Annotated in this window: 14 protein-coding genes; all 14 read left to right on the top strand. The window is 56.2% G+C overall.

Features of this window, described 5'->3' with window-relative positions; translation table 11 throughout:
• Nucleotides 1–584: 584 nt before the first annotated feature.
• Genes mraZ through ftsA form a run of 14 tightly spaced genes read left to right on the top strand, consistent with a single transcriptional unit; the run spans nucleotide 585 to nucleotide 16,200 of the window.
• A complete protein-coding gene (mraZ, locus tag G163CM_RS14105; protein WP_041686318.1) occupies nucleotides 585–1,043 on the top strand; it encodes a division/cell wall cluster transcriptional repressor MraZ in 459 nt (152 codons plus the stop codon).
• 1 nt (nucleotide 1,044) lies between these two features.
• Complete coding sequence (gene rsmH / locus G163CM_RS14100; protein WP_231825383.1) at nucleotides 1,045–1,986, top strand: 16S rRNA (cytosine(1402)-N(4))-methyltransferase RsmH; 942 nt, start codon at nucleotides 1,045–1,047, stop codon at nucleotides 1,984–1,986.
• Nucleotides 1,983–2,348 carry a cell division protein FtsL gene (ftsL, locus tag G163CM_RS14095; protein ID WP_015965928.1) on the top strand — a complete coding sequence of 122 codons (366 nt, stop codon included), beginning with the start codon at nucleotides 1,983–1,985 and terminating at the stop codon, nucleotides 2,346–2,348. The genes rsmH and ftsL overlap by 4 nt, the downstream gene beginning before the upstream one ends.
• A 15-nt stretch (nucleotides 2,349–2,363) precedes the next feature.
• On the top strand, nucleotides 2,364–4,130 hold the full coding sequence (ftsI, locus tag G163CM_RS14090) for a peptidoglycan glycosyltransferase FtsI (RefSeq protein WP_149463100.1): 1,767 nt from the start codon (nucleotides 2,364–2,366) through the stop codon (nucleotides 4,128–4,130).
• Nucleotides 4,117–5,604, top strand: a complete 1,488-nt coding sequence (gene murE, locus G163CM_RS14085) for a UDP-N-acetylmuramoyl-L-alanyl-D-glutamate--2,6-diaminopimelate ligase (RefSeq protein ID WP_015965926.1) — start codon at nucleotides 4,117–4,119, stop codon at nucleotides 5,602–5,604. The genes ftsI and murE overlap by 14 nt, the downstream gene beginning before the upstream one ends.
• Complete coding sequence (gene murF / locus G163CM_RS14080; protein ID WP_231825382.1) at nucleotides 5,601–6,959, top strand: UDP-N-acetylmuramoyl-tripeptide--D-alanyl-D-alanine ligase; 1,359 nt, start codon at nucleotides 5,601–5,603, stop codon at nucleotides 6,957–6,959. The genes murE and murF overlap by 4 nt, the downstream gene beginning before the upstream one ends.
• Nucleotides 6,953–8,035 (top strand): phospho-N-acetylmuramoyl-pentapeptide-transferase, encoded by a 1,083-nt coding sequence (mraY, locus tag G163CM_RS14075; RefSeq protein ID WP_015965924.1) that lies wholly within the window; start codon nucleotides 6,953–6,955, stop codon nucleotides 8,033–8,035. The genes murF and mraY overlap by 7 nt, the downstream gene beginning before the upstream one ends.
• Nucleotides 8,036–8,037: 2 nt before the next feature.
• Nucleotides 8,038–9,354, top strand: coding sequence for a UDP-N-acetylmuramoyl-L-alanine--D-glutamate ligase (gene murD, locus G163CM_RS14070; protein ID WP_015965923.1), 1,317 nt, complete (start codon nucleotides 8,038–8,040; stop codon nucleotides 9,352–9,354).
• A complete protein-coding gene (gene ftsW / locus G163CM_RS14065) occupies nucleotides 9,354–10,598 on the top strand; it encodes a cell division protein FtsW (RefSeq protein WP_015965922.1) in 1,245 nt (414 codons plus the stop codon). The genes murD and ftsW overlap by 1 nt, the downstream gene beginning before the upstream one ends.
• Nucleotides 10,595–11,662 carry an undecaprenyldiphospho-muramoylpentapeptide beta-N-acetylglucosaminyltransferase gene (gene murG, locus G163CM_RS14060; protein WP_231825381.1) on the top strand — a complete coding sequence of 356 codons (1,068 nt, stop codon included), beginning with the start codon at nucleotides 10,595–10,597 and terminating at the stop codon, nucleotides 11,660–11,662. The genes ftsW and murG overlap by 4 nt, the downstream gene beginning before the upstream one ends.
• A 55-nt stretch (nucleotides 11,663–11,717) precedes the next feature.
• Entirely contained in the window at nucleotides 11,718–13,193 is a 1,476-nt protein-coding gene (murC, locus tag G163CM_RS14055) for a UDP-N-acetylmuramate--L-alanine ligase (RefSeq protein ID WP_015965920.1), read from the top strand.
• Complete coding sequence (locus G163CM_RS14050; protein WP_231825380.1) at nucleotides 13,186–14,106, top strand: D-alanine--D-alanine ligase; 921 nt, start codon at nucleotides 13,186–13,188, stop codon at nucleotides 14,104–14,106. Before murC ends, G163CM_RS14050 begins: the two co-directional genes overlap by 8 nt.
• Nucleotide 14,107: 1 nt before the next feature.
• Nucleotides 14,108–14,941, top strand: coding sequence for a cell division protein FtsQ (ftsQ, locus tag G163CM_RS14045; RefSeq protein ID WP_015965918.1), 834 nt, complete (start codon nucleotides 14,108–14,110; stop codon nucleotides 14,939–14,941).
• Entirely contained in the window at nucleotides 14,938–16,200 is a 1,263-nt protein-coding gene (gene ftsA, locus G163CM_RS14040) for a cell division protein FtsA (protein ID WP_015965917.1), read from the top strand. Before ftsQ ends, ftsA begins: the two co-directional genes overlap by 4 nt.
• Nucleotides 16,201–16,233 lie beyond the last annotated feature (33 nt).

Raw genomic sequence — 16,233 nt, 5'->3', positions numbered from 1 at the left:
GGCGATAGAGCATTTATATTGTCTTTATCGCCAGATCATTAGCTGCCTTATATTATTCAGAATAATCCTCATTTTTTTAAGGTTCTTATTTCATTTACCGCATTATCCGTTTGATACGTCGTCAATTAAGTAAATGGAAAGTAAAATTAACTCAATTATGAATTATTTTGTTACATTCATAACGACGAATGCTGAAATAACAGCCACTTCTTAAGACAGCCCTCCGCGCCGCGCCAGACAAGCCTTTTAAATACCGATAACGGACATAACAAGGGCTGTTAACGAACATCAGAATGTCCTAAAATGCCGCTCGCGTCGCAAACTGACACTTTATATATTCTATTGACGATATTTAGTGACCGTAAAATGTTACGAATCTGTTGAGTTTTTTTCTTACACATATTCATGACGTTAATTTGCCTCGACAGTAGTACGGAATTTAATCGGGGCTATTAATGGCCGCAAAGAGTGGGTTTTTAAGCTCCGTTGGCATAGATGCTGGCTTGACAAGCTTTTCCTCTGCTCCGTAAACTCCTTCAGGTGGGAATTTGTGGGTTAAAGTGGCGAGAAGGGGTGAAGCTGGCATGTTCCGGGGGGCAACGTTAGTTAATCTCGACAGCAAGGGGCGTTTAGCCGTCCCTACCCGGTATCGGGATACGCTGATTGAGAACGCTACCGGTCAAATGGTGTGCACCATTGACATCCATCACCCATGCCTGCTGCTTTACCCCCTGCCCGAATGGGAAATCATCGAGCAAAAACTCTCGCGTTTGTCGAGCATGAATCCCGCAGAACGCCGCGTACAGCGGTTGTTGTTAGGGCATGCCAGCGAATGCCAAATGGATAACGCGGGGCGACTCTTGATCGCACCGGTTTTACGGCAACATGCCGGATTGACAAAAGAAGTGATGCTGGTTGGGCAGTTCAACAAGTTTGAACTGTGGGATGAAACGACCTGGTATCAACGGGTCAGGGAAGATATCGACGCTGAGCAAACCGCTTCAGACGCGCTTTCGGAACGGTTGCAGGATTTGTCCTTATAAAATGATGGAAACTTTTAAACATAAAACGGTACTGCTGGACGAAGCCGTCAACGGCCTGAATATTCGCCCGGATGGTATCTACATCGATGGTACTTTTGGTCGCGGTGGCCACTCGCGTCTTATCCTCTCGCAGCTTGGCGAGCAGGGGCGACTGCTGGCTATCGATCGCGACCCGCAGGCTATTGCCGTAGCAAACACCATTGATGATCCTCGCTTCTCCATCATTCATGGTCCTTTCTCCGCATTGGCTGACTATGTTAGTGAGCGCGAACTTACAGGCAAGATCGACGGCATTCTGCTCGATCTTGGTGTCTCTTCACCACAGCTTGACGATGCTGAACGCGGCTTCTCTTTCATGCGCGACGGGCCGCTGGATATGCGTATGGACCCGACGCGCGGCCAGTCTGCCGCCGAATGGCTGCAAACGGCAGATGAAGCGGATATCGCCTGGGTGATTAAAACCTACGGTGAAGAACGCTTCGGTAAACGTATTGCCCGCGCCATCGTTGAGCGTAATCGCATTGAGCCCATGACCCGCACCAAAGAGTTGGCGGAAGTGGTGGCGGTGGCGATGCCGGTGAAAGACAAATTCAAACATCCCGCGACCCGTACCTTCCAGGCGGTGCGCATCTGGGTGAACAGTGAACTGGAGGAGATAGAGCAGGCGCTAAAAGGCTCGATCGACGTGCTGGCCCCGGGTGGGCGGCTGTCGGTTATCAGTTTCCACTCGCTGGAAGACCGTATTGTAAAACGCTTTATGCGTGAGCAAAGCCGCGGTCCGCAGGTTCCGGCAGGGTTACCGATGACTGAAGAGCAACTCAGGAAGCTGGGTGGCCGTCATTTACGAGCGCTAGGCAAGTTGATGCCGGGCGAAGAAGAAGTGGCTGAAAATCCACGTGCCCGTAGTTCAGTGCTGCGTATCGCAGAGAGGACGAACGCATGATCAGCAGAGTGACAGAAGCCCTAAGCAAAGTTAAGGGATCGATTGGAAGTAACGAGCGCCATGCCTTGCCTGGCGTTATCGGAGACGATCTTTTGCGGTTTGGGAAGCTGCCACTCTGCCTGTTCATTTGCATCATTGTTACGGCTGTCACCGTGGTGACGACGGCGCACCATACCCGTCTGTTAACCGCCCAACGCGAGCAGCTGGTGCTGGAACGTGATGCGCTGGATATCGAATGGCGCAACCTGATTTTAGAAGAGAACGCCCTCGGCGATCATAGCCGGGTTGAGCGTATCGCTACGGAAAAGTTGCAAATGCAACATGTTGATCCGTCAAAAGAAAACATAGTTGTACAGAAATAAGGATTATCGCAACGCATGAAAGCAGCGGGAAAGACGCTTAAACCAAAACGTCAGGAAGAACAGGCCAACTTTATCAGTTGGCGTTTTGCGTTGCTGTGCGGCTGTATTCTGGTGGCTCTCGGCTTCCTGCTGGGCCGCGTGGCCTGGTTGCAGATAATCAATCCGGATATGCTGGTGCGTCAGGGCGATATGCGTTCCCTGCGCGTTCAGGAAGTGTCAACTTCTCGCGGGATGATCACCGACCGCTCTGGCCGCCCGCTGGCGGTAAGTGTACCGGTAAAAGCCATCTGGGCCGACCCGAAAGAAGTGCATGATGCGGGCGGCGTGAGCGTCGGCGATCGCTGGAACGCGCTCTCTACCGCGCTGAATCTGCCGCTGGATCAGCTGGCAAATCGTATCAATGCGAACCCGAAAGGGCGCTTTATCTACCTTGCTCGCCAGGTTAACCCTGACATGGCGGACTACATCAAAAAACTCAAACTGCCGGGCATTCATCTGCGTGAAGAGTCGCGCCGTTACTATCCGTCGGGCGAAGTTACCTCTCATCTCATTGGCTTCACTAACGTCGATAGCCAGGGGATCGAAGGCGTCGAGAAGAGCTTTGATAAATGGCTCACCGGGCAACCGGGCGAACGTATCGTGCGTAAAGATCGCTACGGTCGCGTTATCGAGGATATCTCCTCAACGGACAGCCAGGCGGCGCACAACCTTGCGCTGAGCATCGATGAGCGTTTACAGGCGCTGGTGTACCGCGAACTGAACAACGCCGTGGCGTTTAACAAAGCGGAATCGGGCAGCGCAGTGCTGGTGGATGTGAACACCGGCGAAGTGCTGGCGATGGCGAACAGCCCGTCTTATAACCCAAACAACTTCTCCGGCACGGCCAAAGACACCATGCGTAACCGCGCCATCACCGACGTGTTTGAACCGGGTTCAACGGTTAAACCGATGGTGGTGATGACCGCGTTGCAGCGCGGCGTGGTGCGTGAAAATACCGTGCTGAATACTATTCCTTACCGTATTAACGGCCACGAAATTAAAGACGTGGCGCGCTACAGCGAATTGACCCTGACCGGGGTACTACAGAAGTCGAGTAACGTCGGTGTTTCCAAGCTGGCGTTAGCGATGCCGTCCTCAGCGTTAGTAGAGACTTACTCACGTTTTGGATTGGGAAAAGCGACCAATTTGGGGTTGGTCGGAGAACGCAGTGGCTTATATCCTCAAAAACAACGGTGGTCTGACATAGAGAGGGCCACCTTCTCTTTCGGCTACGGGCTAATGGTAACGCCGTTACAGTTAGCGCGAGTCTACGCAACGATAGGCAGCTACGGGGTTTACCGTCCGCTGTCGATAACCAAAGTTGACCCTCCGGTTCCAGGCGAACGTATCTTCCCGGAATCCATCGTACGTACCGTGGTTCACATGATGGAAAGCGTGGCGCTGCCTGGCGGCGGCGGCGTGAAAGCGGCGATCAAAGGCTATCGCATCGCCATCAAAACCGGTACGGCGAAAAAAGTGGGGCCAGACGGGCGTTACATCAATAAATATATTGCTTACACCGCGGGCGTTGCGCCAGCCAGCCAGCCGCGTTTTGCGCTGGTGGTGGTCATCAACGACCCGCAGGCAGGTAAATACTACGGCGGCGCCGTTTCCGCGCCGGTCTTCGGTGCCATCATGGGCGGCGTTCTGCGCACCATGAACATCGAGCCGGATGCGCTGGCAACGGGCGAAAAAAGTGAATTTGTGATTAATCAAGGCGAGGGAACAGGTGGCAGATCGTAATTTGCGCGACCTTCTCGCTCCGTGGGTGCCAAATGCGCCGGAGCGAGCACTGCGAGAGATGACACTCGACAGCCGTGTGGCTGCATCGGGCGATCTCTTCGTAGCGGTGGTTGGTCATCAGGCGGACGGGCGTCGTTATATCCCGCAGGCAATTGCGCAAGGTGTAGCTGCCATTATAGCCGAGGCAAAAGATGAAGCGACCGATGGCGAAATCCGTGAAATGCACGGCGTCCCGGTTATTTACCTCAGCCAGTTGACGGAGCGCTTATCGGCACTGGCCGGGCGCTTTTACCATGAACCGTCAGACCGTTTGCGCCTCGTGGGCGTGACCGGCACCAACGGTAAAACCACCACCACCCAACTGCTCGCACAGTGGGGGCAACTGCTGGGCGAAACCAGCGCGGTGATGGGCACGGTCGGTAACGGCCTGCTGGGTAAAGTGATCCCAACAGAAAATACCACCGGTTCAGCGGTTGATGTTCAGCACGTGCTGTCCGGCCTGGCAGACCAGGGCGCGACGCTGGCGGCAATGGAAGTCTCTTCTCACGGGCTGGTACAGCACCGCGTGGCGGCACTGAAATTTGTGGCTTCCGTGTTTACCAACCTGAGCCGCGATCACCTTGATTATCATGGTGATATGGAACATTACGAAGCAGCTAAATGGCTGCTTTACTCCACGCACCACTGTGGTCAGGCGATTGTTAACGCCGATGACGAAGTGGGTCGCCGCTGGCTGGCAAGATTGCCGGACGCGGTTGCAGTGTCGATGGAAGATCACATCAATCCGAACTGCCACGGGCGCTGGTTAAAAGCGACCGAGGTGAACTATCACGACAGCGGCGCAACCATCCGTTTCAGCTCGACCTGGGGTGACGGCGAAATCGAAAGCCGCCTGATGGGCGCGTTCAACGTCAGCAACCTGTTACTGGCGCTGGCCACGCTGCTGGCGCTCGGTTATCCGCTGGCGGATCTGCTGAAAACCGCTTCCAGCCTGCAACCGGTTTGCGGCCGTATGGAAGTGTTCAGCGCGCCGGGTAAACCGACGGTGGTTGTCGATTACGCGCACACGCCGGATGCGCTGGAAAAAGCGCTCGAAGCGGCGCGTCTGCACTGCGCGGGCAAACTGTGGTGCGTCTTTGGTTGCGGCGGTGACCGCGATAAAGGTAAACGTCCGCTGATGGGCGCGATTGCCGAGCAGTTTGCCGATATCGCCGTGGTCACCGATGACAACCCGCGTACCGAAGAGCCGCGTGCCATCATCAACGACATTCTGGCGGGCATGCTTGACGCCGGCCACGCCAAAGTGGTGGAAGGACGTGCGCAAGCGGTCACTAACGCCATCATGCAGGCGAAGCCTGATGACCTGGTGCTGCTGGCTGGTAAAGGTCATGAAGATTATCAAATTGTCGGCACTCAACGTCTCGACTATTCCGACCGTGTAACCGCAGCGCGTCTGCTGGGAGTGATCGCATGATTAGCGTAACGCTTAGCGAACTGGCTGGCATCCTGCACGGTGAACTGAACGGTTCTGATCTGCGTATCGACGATGTCACCACCGATACGCGCAAATTAACGCCGGGCTGCCTGTTTGTGGCCCTGAAAGGCGAGCGTTTTGACGCCCACGATTTCGTCGAAAAAGCGAAAGAGGGTGGGGCGGGCGCGCTGTTAGTCAGCCGTAAACTGGATATCGATCTGCCGCAACTGGTGGTGAAAGATACCCGTCTGGCGTTTGGTGAACTGGCGGCATGGGTACGCCAGCAGGTGCCAACGCGCGTTGTCGCGCTGACCGGCTCCTCCGGCAAAACGTCTGTAAAAGAGATGACCGCCGCCATTCTCGGCCAGTGCGGCAACACGCTGTATACCGCAGGCAATCTCAATAATGACATCGGCGTGCCGATGACATTACTGCGCCTGACGAAAGAACACGAATTCGCGGTGATTGAACTGGGTGCCAACCATCAGGGCGAAATCGCCTGGACGGTGAGCCTGACTCGCCCGGAAGCGGCGCTGGTGAACAATCTCGCGGCGGCGCATCTGGAAGGGTTCGGATCGCTTGCGGGCGTGGCAAAAGCCAAAGGTGAGATTTTCACCGGCCTGCCGGTTAACGGCATCGCTATCCTGAATGCCGATAACAACGACTGGCTGAACTGGCAAGCGATTATTGGCTCGCGCAAAGTGTGGCGCTTCTCGCCGAATGCGGCGAACAGCGATTTCACCGCGACCAATATTCACGTTACCAGCCACGGCACCGAATTTACGCTGCAAACGCCAACCGGCGACGTAGACGTACTGCTGCCGCTGCCGGGTCGCCACAACATTGCTAACGCGCTGGCCGCGACGGCACTGGCGATGGCGGTGGGTGCAGACTTAAACGCGGTGAAAGCCGGGCTGGCGAAGCTGACCTCCGTTCCGGGGCGTTTGTTCCCGATTCACCTGAGCGACACCCAACTGCTGCTCGACGACTCCTATAACGCCAACGTCGGTTCGATGACCGCCGCGGTGCAGGTGCTCGAAGAGATGCCGGGTTATCGCGTGCTGGTGGTTGGCGATATGGCCGAACTGGGTGCGGAAAGCGAAGCCTGCCACATTCAGGTTGGCGAAGCTGCGAAAACGGCGGGCATCGATAAAGTCTTAAGCGTTGGTAAATTAAGTCAGGCAATCAGTTCTGCCAGCGGCGTCGGCGAGCATTTCACTGACAAAGCAGCAGCCATTGCGCGTCTTAAAACGCTCATTAATGAACAGCAAACCCTCACCATTCTGGTGAAAGGATCACGTAGTGCCGCCATGGAAGAGGTAGTACGCGCATTACAGGAGAACGGGACATGTTAGTTTGGCTGGCCGAACATTTGGTCAAATATTATTCCGGCTTTAACGTCTTTTCCTATCTGACGTTTCGCGCCATTGTCAGCCTGCTGACCGCGCTGTTCATCTCATTGTGGATGGGCCCGCGCATGATCGCCCATTTGCAGAAACTCTCCTTCGGCCAGGTTGTGCGTAACGACGGCCCGGAATCGCACTTCAGTAAACGCGGTACGCCGACAATGGGCGGGATCATGATCCTCACCGCGATTGTGGTTTCCGTGTTGCTGTGGGCTTATCCGTCTAACCCGTACGTCTGGTGCGTGCTGGTGGTGCTGGTCGGCTACGGCATTATTGGTTTTGTCGATGACTATCGCAAAGTTGTCCGTAAGGACACCAAGGGCCTGATCGCGCGCTGGAAATATTTCTGGATGTCGGTGATTGCGCTGGGCGTGGCGTTCGCGCTGTATCTGGCGGGTAAAGATACGCCCGCCACGCAGCTGGTGGTGCCGTTCTTTAAAGACGTGATGCCGCAGCTGGGGCTGTTCTACATTCTGCTGGCCTATTTCGTGGTAGTGGGCACCGGTAACGCGGTGAACCTGACCGATGGTCTGGATGGTTTAGCGATTATGCCAACCGTCTTCGTCGCCGGTGGTTTTGCGCTGGTCGCCTGGGCGACCGGTAACATGAACTTCGCTAACTATCTGCATATTCCGTATCTGCGGCATGCGGGGGAGCTGGTTATCGTCTGCACCGCGATTGTCGGGGCAGGGCTGGGCTTCCTGTGGTTCAACACCTATCCGGCGCAAGTCTTTATGGGCGATGTCGGTTCGCTGGCGCTGGGCGGCGCACTGGGCATTATCGCCGTGCTGCTGCGTCAGGAGTTCCTGCTGGTGATTATGGGCGGTGTGTTTGTGGTTGAAACGCTGTCGGTGATTTTGCAGGTCGGTTCCTTCAAGCTGCGCGGTCAGCGCATCTTCCGTATGGCGCCGATTCACCACCACTATGAACTGAAAGGCTGGCCGGAACCGCGCGTCATTGTGCGCTTCTGGATTATTTCGCTGATGCTGGTGCTGATTGGCCTGGCTACGCTGAAGGTACGTTAATCATGGCAGATTACCAGGGTAAAAATGTTGTCATTATCGGTCTTGGTTTGACCGGGCTCTCCTGCGTCGATTTCTTCCTGGCGCGTGGCGTAACGCCGCGCGTGATGGATACGCGAGCCACTCCCCCTGGGCTGGATAAACTGCCGGAAGAGGTTGAGCGTTACGTTGGTAGTCTGAATGATGACTGGTTGCTGGCTGCGGATTTGATTGTCGCCAGCCCTGGCATCGCGCTGGCACACCCGTCTCTGAGCGCAGCGGCTGATGCAGGCGTCGAGATTGTCGGTGATATCGAACTCTTCTGCCGTGAAGCGCAAGCGCCAATTGTGGCGATCACGGGTTCCAACGGGAAAAGCACCGTGACCACGCTGGTCGGTGAAATGGCCAAAGCGGCGGGCGTGAACGTTGGCGTTGGCGGCAATATTGGCCTGCCCGCGCTGATGCTGCTCGACCCGACGCGCGAACTCTATGTTCTGGAACTCTCCAGTTTCCAGCTGGAAACCACGTCCAGCTTGCAGGCTGCGGCGGCAACCATTCTGAACGTCACAGAAGATCATATGGACCGCTACCCGTTTGGCCTGCAGCAGTACCGTGCTGCCAAACTGCGCGTCTATGAAAATGCCAAAACCTGCGTGGTGAACGCCGATGATGCGTTGACTATGCCGATTCGCGGTGCCGATGAGCGCTGCGTGAGCTTTGGCGTCGATGTCGGTGATTACCACCTGAATCGCCAGCAGGGCGAAACCTGGCTGCGCGTGAAAGGTGAAAAAGTTCTCAACGTTAAAGAGATGACTCTTACCGGGCAGCACAACTACAGCAATGCGCTGGCGGCGCTGGCGCTGGCGGATGCCGTCGGCCTGCCGCGTGCCAGCAGCCTGAAGGCGCTGACCACCTTCGCCGGGCTGGCGCATCGCTTCCAGGTGGTGCTCAATCACAATGGCGTTCGCTGGATCAACGACTCAAAAGCGACCAACGTCGGCAGTACGGAAGCGGCGCTCAACGGCTTACACGTTGACGGCACGCTCTGGCTGCTGCTGGGCGGCGACGGGAAATCCGCCGATTTTAGCCCGCTGGCCCGCTACCTGACCGGGGATAATATTCGTCTTTACTGCTTTGGTCGCGACGGCAGCGAGCTTGCCGCATTGCGCCCTGAAATCGCCACGGAAACCGAGACTATGGAACAGGCGATGCGCGCCATTGCCCCGCAGCTGAAAGCGGGCGATATGGTGCTGCTATCCCCGGCCTGCGCCAGCCTCGATCAGTTTAAAAGTTTCGAGCAGCGCGGCGACGTGTTTGCGCGACTGGCGAAGGAGTTAGGTTGATGCGTTTATCCCTCCCGCGCCTGAAAATGCCTCGCCTGCCAGGGTTCTTCATCCTGGCGTGGGTATTTGCCGCGCTGAAAGGCTGGGTGATGGGCTCCCGGGCACAGGATAACGACAGCCTGGTGATGTACGATCGCACCCTGCTGTGGCTGACCTTCGGCCTGGCGGCGATCGGTTTCATCATGGTGACCTCGGCATCCATGCCGGTCGGTCAGCGTCTGGCGAACGATCCTTTCCTGTTCGCCAAACGTGATGGTCTCTATATCGTGCTGGCGTTTGCGCTGGCAATGATCACCCTGCGTCTGCCGATGGAATTCTGGCAGCGCTACAGTACCTCGATGCTGATTGCGTCTATCGTCATGCTGCTGATTGTTCTGGTCGTCGGCAGCTCGGTTAACGGGGCATCTCGCTGGATTGCCTTCGGCCCGCTGCGTATTCAGCCAGCGGAGTTCACCAAGCTGTCGCTGTTCTGCTACATCGCCAACTACCTGGTGCGTAAAGCCGACGAAGTACGTAACAACCTGCGCGGCTTTTTAAAGCCGATGGGCGTCATTTTCGTGCTGGCGATTTTACTGCTGGCACAGCCGGACCTCGGTACGGTCGTTGTGCTGTTCGTGACCACGCTGGCGATGCTGTTCCTGGCCGGTGCGAAGCTGTGGCAGTTCATCGCCATCATCGGTATGGGGATTTCAGCGGTGGTGCTGTTGATCCTCGCCGAGCCGTACCGTATTCGACGTGTGACCTCGTTCTGGAACCCGTGGGAAGATCCGTTTGGTAGCGGTTACCAGCTTACCCAATCACTGATGGCTTTTGGTCGCGGTGAAATGTGGGGGCAAGGGCTGGGCAACTCGGTGCAAAAACTGGAGTATCTGCCGGAAGCGCATACCGACTTCATCTTCGCCATTATCGGCGAGGAACTCGGTTATATCGGTGTGGTACTGGCGCTTTTAATGGTATTCTTCGTCGCTTTCCGCGCGATGTCCATTGGGCGTAAAGCGCTGGAACTCAACCAGCGATTCGCCGGTTTTCTGGCCTGCGCTATTGGCGTGTGGTTCAGTTTCCAGGCGCTGGTTAACGTCGGCGCGGCAGCCGGTATGCTGCCGACCAAAGGTCTGACACTGCCGCTTATCAGTTACGGTGGTTCCAGTCTGCTGATCATGTCGACGGCGATTATGTTCCTGTTACGTATAGATTATGAAACACGTCTGGAAAAAGCCCAGGCGTTTACCCGAGGTTCCAGATGAGCGGTGAAACGAAGCGGTTAATGGTGATGGCAGGCGGTACCGGCGGGCATGTGTTCCCCGGGCTGGCGGTTGCGCACCATTTAATGGACCAGGGCTGGCAAGTACGCTGGCTGGGTACCGCCGATCGTATGGAAGCGGATCTCGTGCCGAAACACGGTATCGAAATCGACTTTATTCGTATTTCTGGCTTGCGTGGCAAAGGTGTAAAAGCATTACTGCTTGCGCCGCTGCGCATCTTTAATGCCTGGCGTCAGGCGCGCGCGATCATGAAGCGCTTTAAGCCGGACGTGGTGCTGGGCATGGGCGGTTATGTTTCTGGCCCTGGCGGTCTGGCGGCATGGTCGCTGGGAATTCCCGTCGTGCTGCACGAACAGAATGGCATTGCTGGCCTGACCAACAAATGGCTGGCGAAGATCGCGAAAACCGTGATGCAGGCGTTTCCCGGCGCATTTCCTGGTGCGGAAGTGGTGGGTAACCCGGTTCGCGTCGATGTGCTGGCGCTGCCGCTGCCGGAACAGCGTCTGGCGGGGCGTGAAGGCCCGGTACGTGTGTTGGTCGTGGGCGGTTCGCAGGGTGCGCGCATCCTGAACCAGACCATGCCGCAGGTGGCGTCGAAGCTGGGCGAAACCATTACCATCTGGCATCAGAGCGGTAAAGGTGCGCAGCAAACCGTCGAGCAGGCGTATGAAGACGCGGGCGAGCCGCAGCATAAAGTCACCGAGTTTATCGATGATATGGCTGCCGCGTATGCCTGGGCTGATGTGGTGGTGTGCCGTTCCGGTGCGCTGACCGTCAGTGAAATCGCTGCGGCCGGTCTGCCGGCTATCTTTGTGCCGTTCCAGCATAAAGACAGACAGCAGTACTGGAATGCGCTGCCGCTGGAACAAGCCGGCGCGGCGAAAATTTATGAGCAACCGCAGTTTACCGCTGAAGCGGTTGCCACCACGCTCGAACTATGGGACCGCAAAACCCTGCTGGAAATGGCAGAGCGCGCACGCGCAGCGGCAATCCCGGATGCAACAGAGCGAGTAGCAAAAGCAGTAAGCCTGGCAGCTCAGGCTTAACCCTCGCGGCGCGCATTGCGCTGCACGAATTTTAGAAGTCGATGGCGTTGAGAGAATGAATACACAACAACTGGCGAAACTGCGTTCCATTGTGCCCGAGATGCGTCGCGTCCGGCACATTCACTTTGTGGGTATCGGCGGTGCCGGTATGGGCGGTATCGCCGAAGTTCTGGCCAACGAAGGGTATCAGATCAGCGGTTCCGATTTGGCACCGAACCCGGTTACGCAGCAGCTGTCGCAGCTGGGCGCCACGATCTATTTCAACCATCGCCCGGAAAACGTCCGCGATGCGAGCGTGGTGGTGGTCTCAACGGCAATTTCTGCTGATAACCCGGAAATCGTTGCTGCACATGAAGCGCGAATTCCGGTGATTCGCCGCGCTGAAATGCTGGCTGAACTGATGCGTTTTCGTCACGGCATCGCCATCGCCGGGACGCATGGTAAAACGACCACCACCGCGATGGTCTCAAGTATTTACGCGGAAGCCGGGCTGGACCCGACTTTCGTCAACGGTGGTCTGGTAAAAGCCGCGGGCGTGCATGCGCGTCTGGGCCACAGCCGTTACCTGATTGCGGAAGCGGATGAGAGCGACGCGTCGTTCCTGCATCTGCAACCGATGGTGGCGATTGTCACCAACATTGAAGCCGACCACATGGATACCTACCAGGGCGACTTCGAGAATTTGAAGCAGACGTTTATCAACTTCCTGCACAACCTGCCGTTTTACGGTCGTGCGGTGATGTGTGTGGACGATCCGGTGATCCGCGAGCTGCTGCCGCGCGTAGGCCGTCAAACCACCACTTACGGTTTTAGCGATGACGCGGATGTACGCGTCGAAGACTATCAGCAGGTGGGGCCGCAGGGGCACTTCACGCTGGTGCGTCAGGATAAAGAAAACCTGCACGTCACCCTGAATGCGCCGGGGCGTCATAATGCCCTGAACGCCGCCGCCGCCGTCGCGGTCGCCACGGAAGAGGGCATTGAAGACGACGCCATTCTGCGCGCGCTGGAAAGCTTCCAGGGCACAGGCCGCCGCTTCGATTTCCTCGGTGAATATCCGCTGGACGAAGTGAATGGCAAAGCGGGTACTGCGATGCTGGTTGATGACTATGGCCATCACCCAACGGAAGTGGACGCCACCATTAAAGCCGCACGCGCGGGCTGGCCGGATAAAAATCTGGTGATGGTGTTCCAGCCGCACCGTTATACCCGTACGCGCGACCTGTACGATGATTTTGCCAACGTGCTGACGCAGGTTGACGCATTGCTGATGCTGGATGTGTATCCGGCTGGCGAAGCACCGATTCCGGGCGCAGACAGCCGCTCGCTGTGCCGCACGATCCGCGGTCGAGGTAAAGTTGACCCGATTCTGGTCTCCGACCCGGCTCAGGTCGCTGAAATGCTGGCACCGGTACTGACGGGCAACGACTTAGTGCTGATTCAGGGCGCTGGAAATATCGGCAAAATCGCGCGTAACTTAGCTGAAATCAAACTCAAGCCGCAAACTCAGGAGGAAGAGCGTCATGGCTGATAAAATCGCTGTCCTTCTGGGGGGCACCTCCGCAGAGCGTGAGGTTTCGCTGAACTCCGGGGCCGCCGTGCTGGCTGGCCTGCGTGAGGCGGGTGTCGATGCGCATCCGGTCGACCCGAAAGAGGTCGATGTTACCCAGCTGAAAAATATGGGCTTTCAGAAAGCGTTTATTGCACTTCACGGTCGAGGCGGGGAAGATGGCACGTTACAGGGATTACTGGAACTGCTAAAACTGCCCTATACCGGTAGCGGCGTGATGGCATCGGCCATTTCGATGGACAAACTGCGCAGCAAACTGCTGTGGCAGGGCGCGGGTTTACCGGTTGCGCCATGGGTGGCAATCACGCGTAAAGAATTTGAGTCAGGGCTGAATGACGAAGTAAAACAGCAGCTTACCGAACTTGGTTTGCCGCTCATCGTCAAGCCGAGCCGTGAAGGCTCAAGTGTTGGGATGTCAAAAGTTAACGAGAGTGGTGAATTGACCCAGGCGTTAACGCTGGCGTTTCAACATGATGAAGAAGTTCTGGTGGAGAAATGGCTCAGTGGCCCCGAATTCACCGTTGCGGTGCTTGGCGAAGAAATTTTACCGTCAATTCGCATCCAACCTGCCGGAACCTTCTATGATTATGATGCGAAGTATCTCTCTGATGAGACGAAGTATTTCTGTCCTGGTTGCGAAGATAACGCCCAGGAAGCAGCAATGCAGTCTCTGGTGTTAAAAGCATGGACTGTTCTTGGCTGTCGTGGCTGGGGTCGAATTGACGTGATGCAAGACCGTGATGGTCAGCTTTATCTGCTGGAGGCGAATACCTCTCCGGGGATGACCAGCCACAGTCTGGTGCCGATGGCGGCGCGTCAGGCGGGAATGAGCTTCTCGCAACTGGTAGTACGAATTCTGGACCTGGCGGGGTGATATGTCGCAGGCTGCGCTGAATACGCGGAACCGTGAAGAAGAAGAGTACAATTCTTCGCGGCGCAATAATGGAACGCGTCTTGCAGGAATTATCTTCCTGCTGGCGGTGTTGTTGACCGTGTTGATTAGCGGCTGGGTCGTGCTGGGCTGGATGGAAGATGCGCAGCGTTTGCCTATCTCGAAACTGGTGGTCACCGGCGAGCGGCACTACACGCGCAACGACGACATCCGCCAGTCTATTCTGGCGCTCGGGTCGCCAGGCACCTTTATGACTCAGGACGTGAACATCGTTCAGGGGCAAATTGAACGCCTGCCGTGGATTAAGCAGGCGAGCGTAAGAAAGCAGTGGCCAGACGAATTGAAGATTCATCTGGTTGAATATGTGCCGATTGCACGTTGGAATGATCAGCATATGGTGGATGCCGAAGGCAACTCCTTCAGCGTACCCGCCGATCGCGCCAACAAGCAGAGTTTGCCCATGCTGTATGGCCCTGAAGGCAGCGAAAGCGAAGTCTTGCAGGGATACCGCGACATGGGAGCCGTGCTGGCGAAAGGGAAGTTCACATTAAAAGTGGCGGCAATGACGGCGCGCCGTTCCTGGCAGTTAACGTTGGGCGATGGTATCAAGCTCAACCTGGGACGGGGTGACACCATGAAGCGGCTTGAGCGCTTTTTAGAACTGTATCCGGTTCTTCAGCAGCAGGCGCAAACAGAAGGTAATCGGATTAGCTACGTTGATTTGCGCTATGACTCAGGGGCGTCAGTAGGTTGGGAGCCTGCCCCTGTCGAAGAAACCAGTCAACAACAGAATCAGGCACAGGCAGAACAACAATGATCAAGGCGACGGACAGAAAACTGGTAGTTGGACTGGAGATTGGCACCGCGAAGGTCGCCGCTTTAGTAGGGGAAGTTCTGCCCGACGGCATGGTCAATATCATCGGCGTGGGCAGTTGCCCATCGCGGGGTATGGACAAAGGTGGGGTAAATGACCTCGAGTCGGTAGTGAAATGCGTACAGCGCGCTATCGACCAGGCTGAATTGATGGCGGATTGCCAGATCTCCTCTGTATATCTGGCGCTTTCCGGCAAACACATAAGCTGTCAAAATGAGATTGGCATGGTGCCTATCTCAGAAGAAGAAGTGACGCAGGAAGATGTCGAAAACGTGGTGCATACGGCGAAATCCGTTCGCGTCCGCGATGAGCACCGTGTTTTGCACGTTATTCCGCAGGAATACGCGATTGATTACCAGGAAGGGATCAAAAACCCGGTCGGCTTGTCTGGCGTGCGTATGCAGGCCAAGGTTCATCTGATTACCTGCCACAACGATATGGCGAAAAACATCGTTAAAGCTGTGGAACGTTGTGGCCTGAAAGTTGACCAACTGATATTTGCCGGGCTGGCAGCCAGTTATTCGGTCCTGACGGAAGATGAACGTGAACTGGGTGTCTGCGTAGTAGATATCGGTGGTGGTACAATGGACATCGCCGTTTATACTGGCGGGGCGCTGCGCCACACCAAAGTCATCCCTTATGCAGGGAACGTGGTCACCAGCGATATCGCTTACGCCTTCGGTACGCCGCCGAGCGATGCCGAAGCGATTAAAGTGCGCCATGGTTGTGCACTGGGCTCCATTGTGGGCAAAGATGAGAGCGTTGAAGTGCCGAGCGTGGGCGGTCGTCCGCCGCGCAGCCTGCAACGCCAGACGTTGGCAGAAGTGATTGAGCCGCGCTACACCGAGCTGCTTAATCTGGTCAACGAAGAAATTTTGCAGTTACAGGAACAGCTTCGCCAGCAAGGGGTCAAACATCACCTCGCGGCGGGGATTGTGCTCACCGGTGGCGCGGCGCAAATTGAAGGCCTGGCGGCCTGCGCCCAGCGCGTGTTCCATACGCAGGTGCGTATTGGCGCGCCGCTGAATATCACCGGTTTGACGGATTACGCCCAGGAGCCGTATTACTCAACGGCTGTGGGCCTGCTGCACTACGGGAAAGAGTCCCATTTGAGTGGTGAAGCAGAAGTAGACAAGCGCGTAACCGCATCGGTTGGTTCATGGATTAAGCGATTGAACAGCTGGCTGCGAAAAGAGTTTTAATTTTTTAAGAGAGCGCAGAAAATTAGCGCTTTC

The sequence above is a fragment of the Pseudocitrobacter corydidari genome, from assembly GCF_021172065.1.
Lineage (GTDB): Bacteria > Pseudomonadota > Gammaproteobacteria > Enterobacterales > Enterobacteriaceae > Pseudocitrobacter > Pseudocitrobacter corydidari.
Note: the sequence above shows the minus strand (reverse complement) of the source record. Positions and strands in the feature narration are given on the sequence as shown.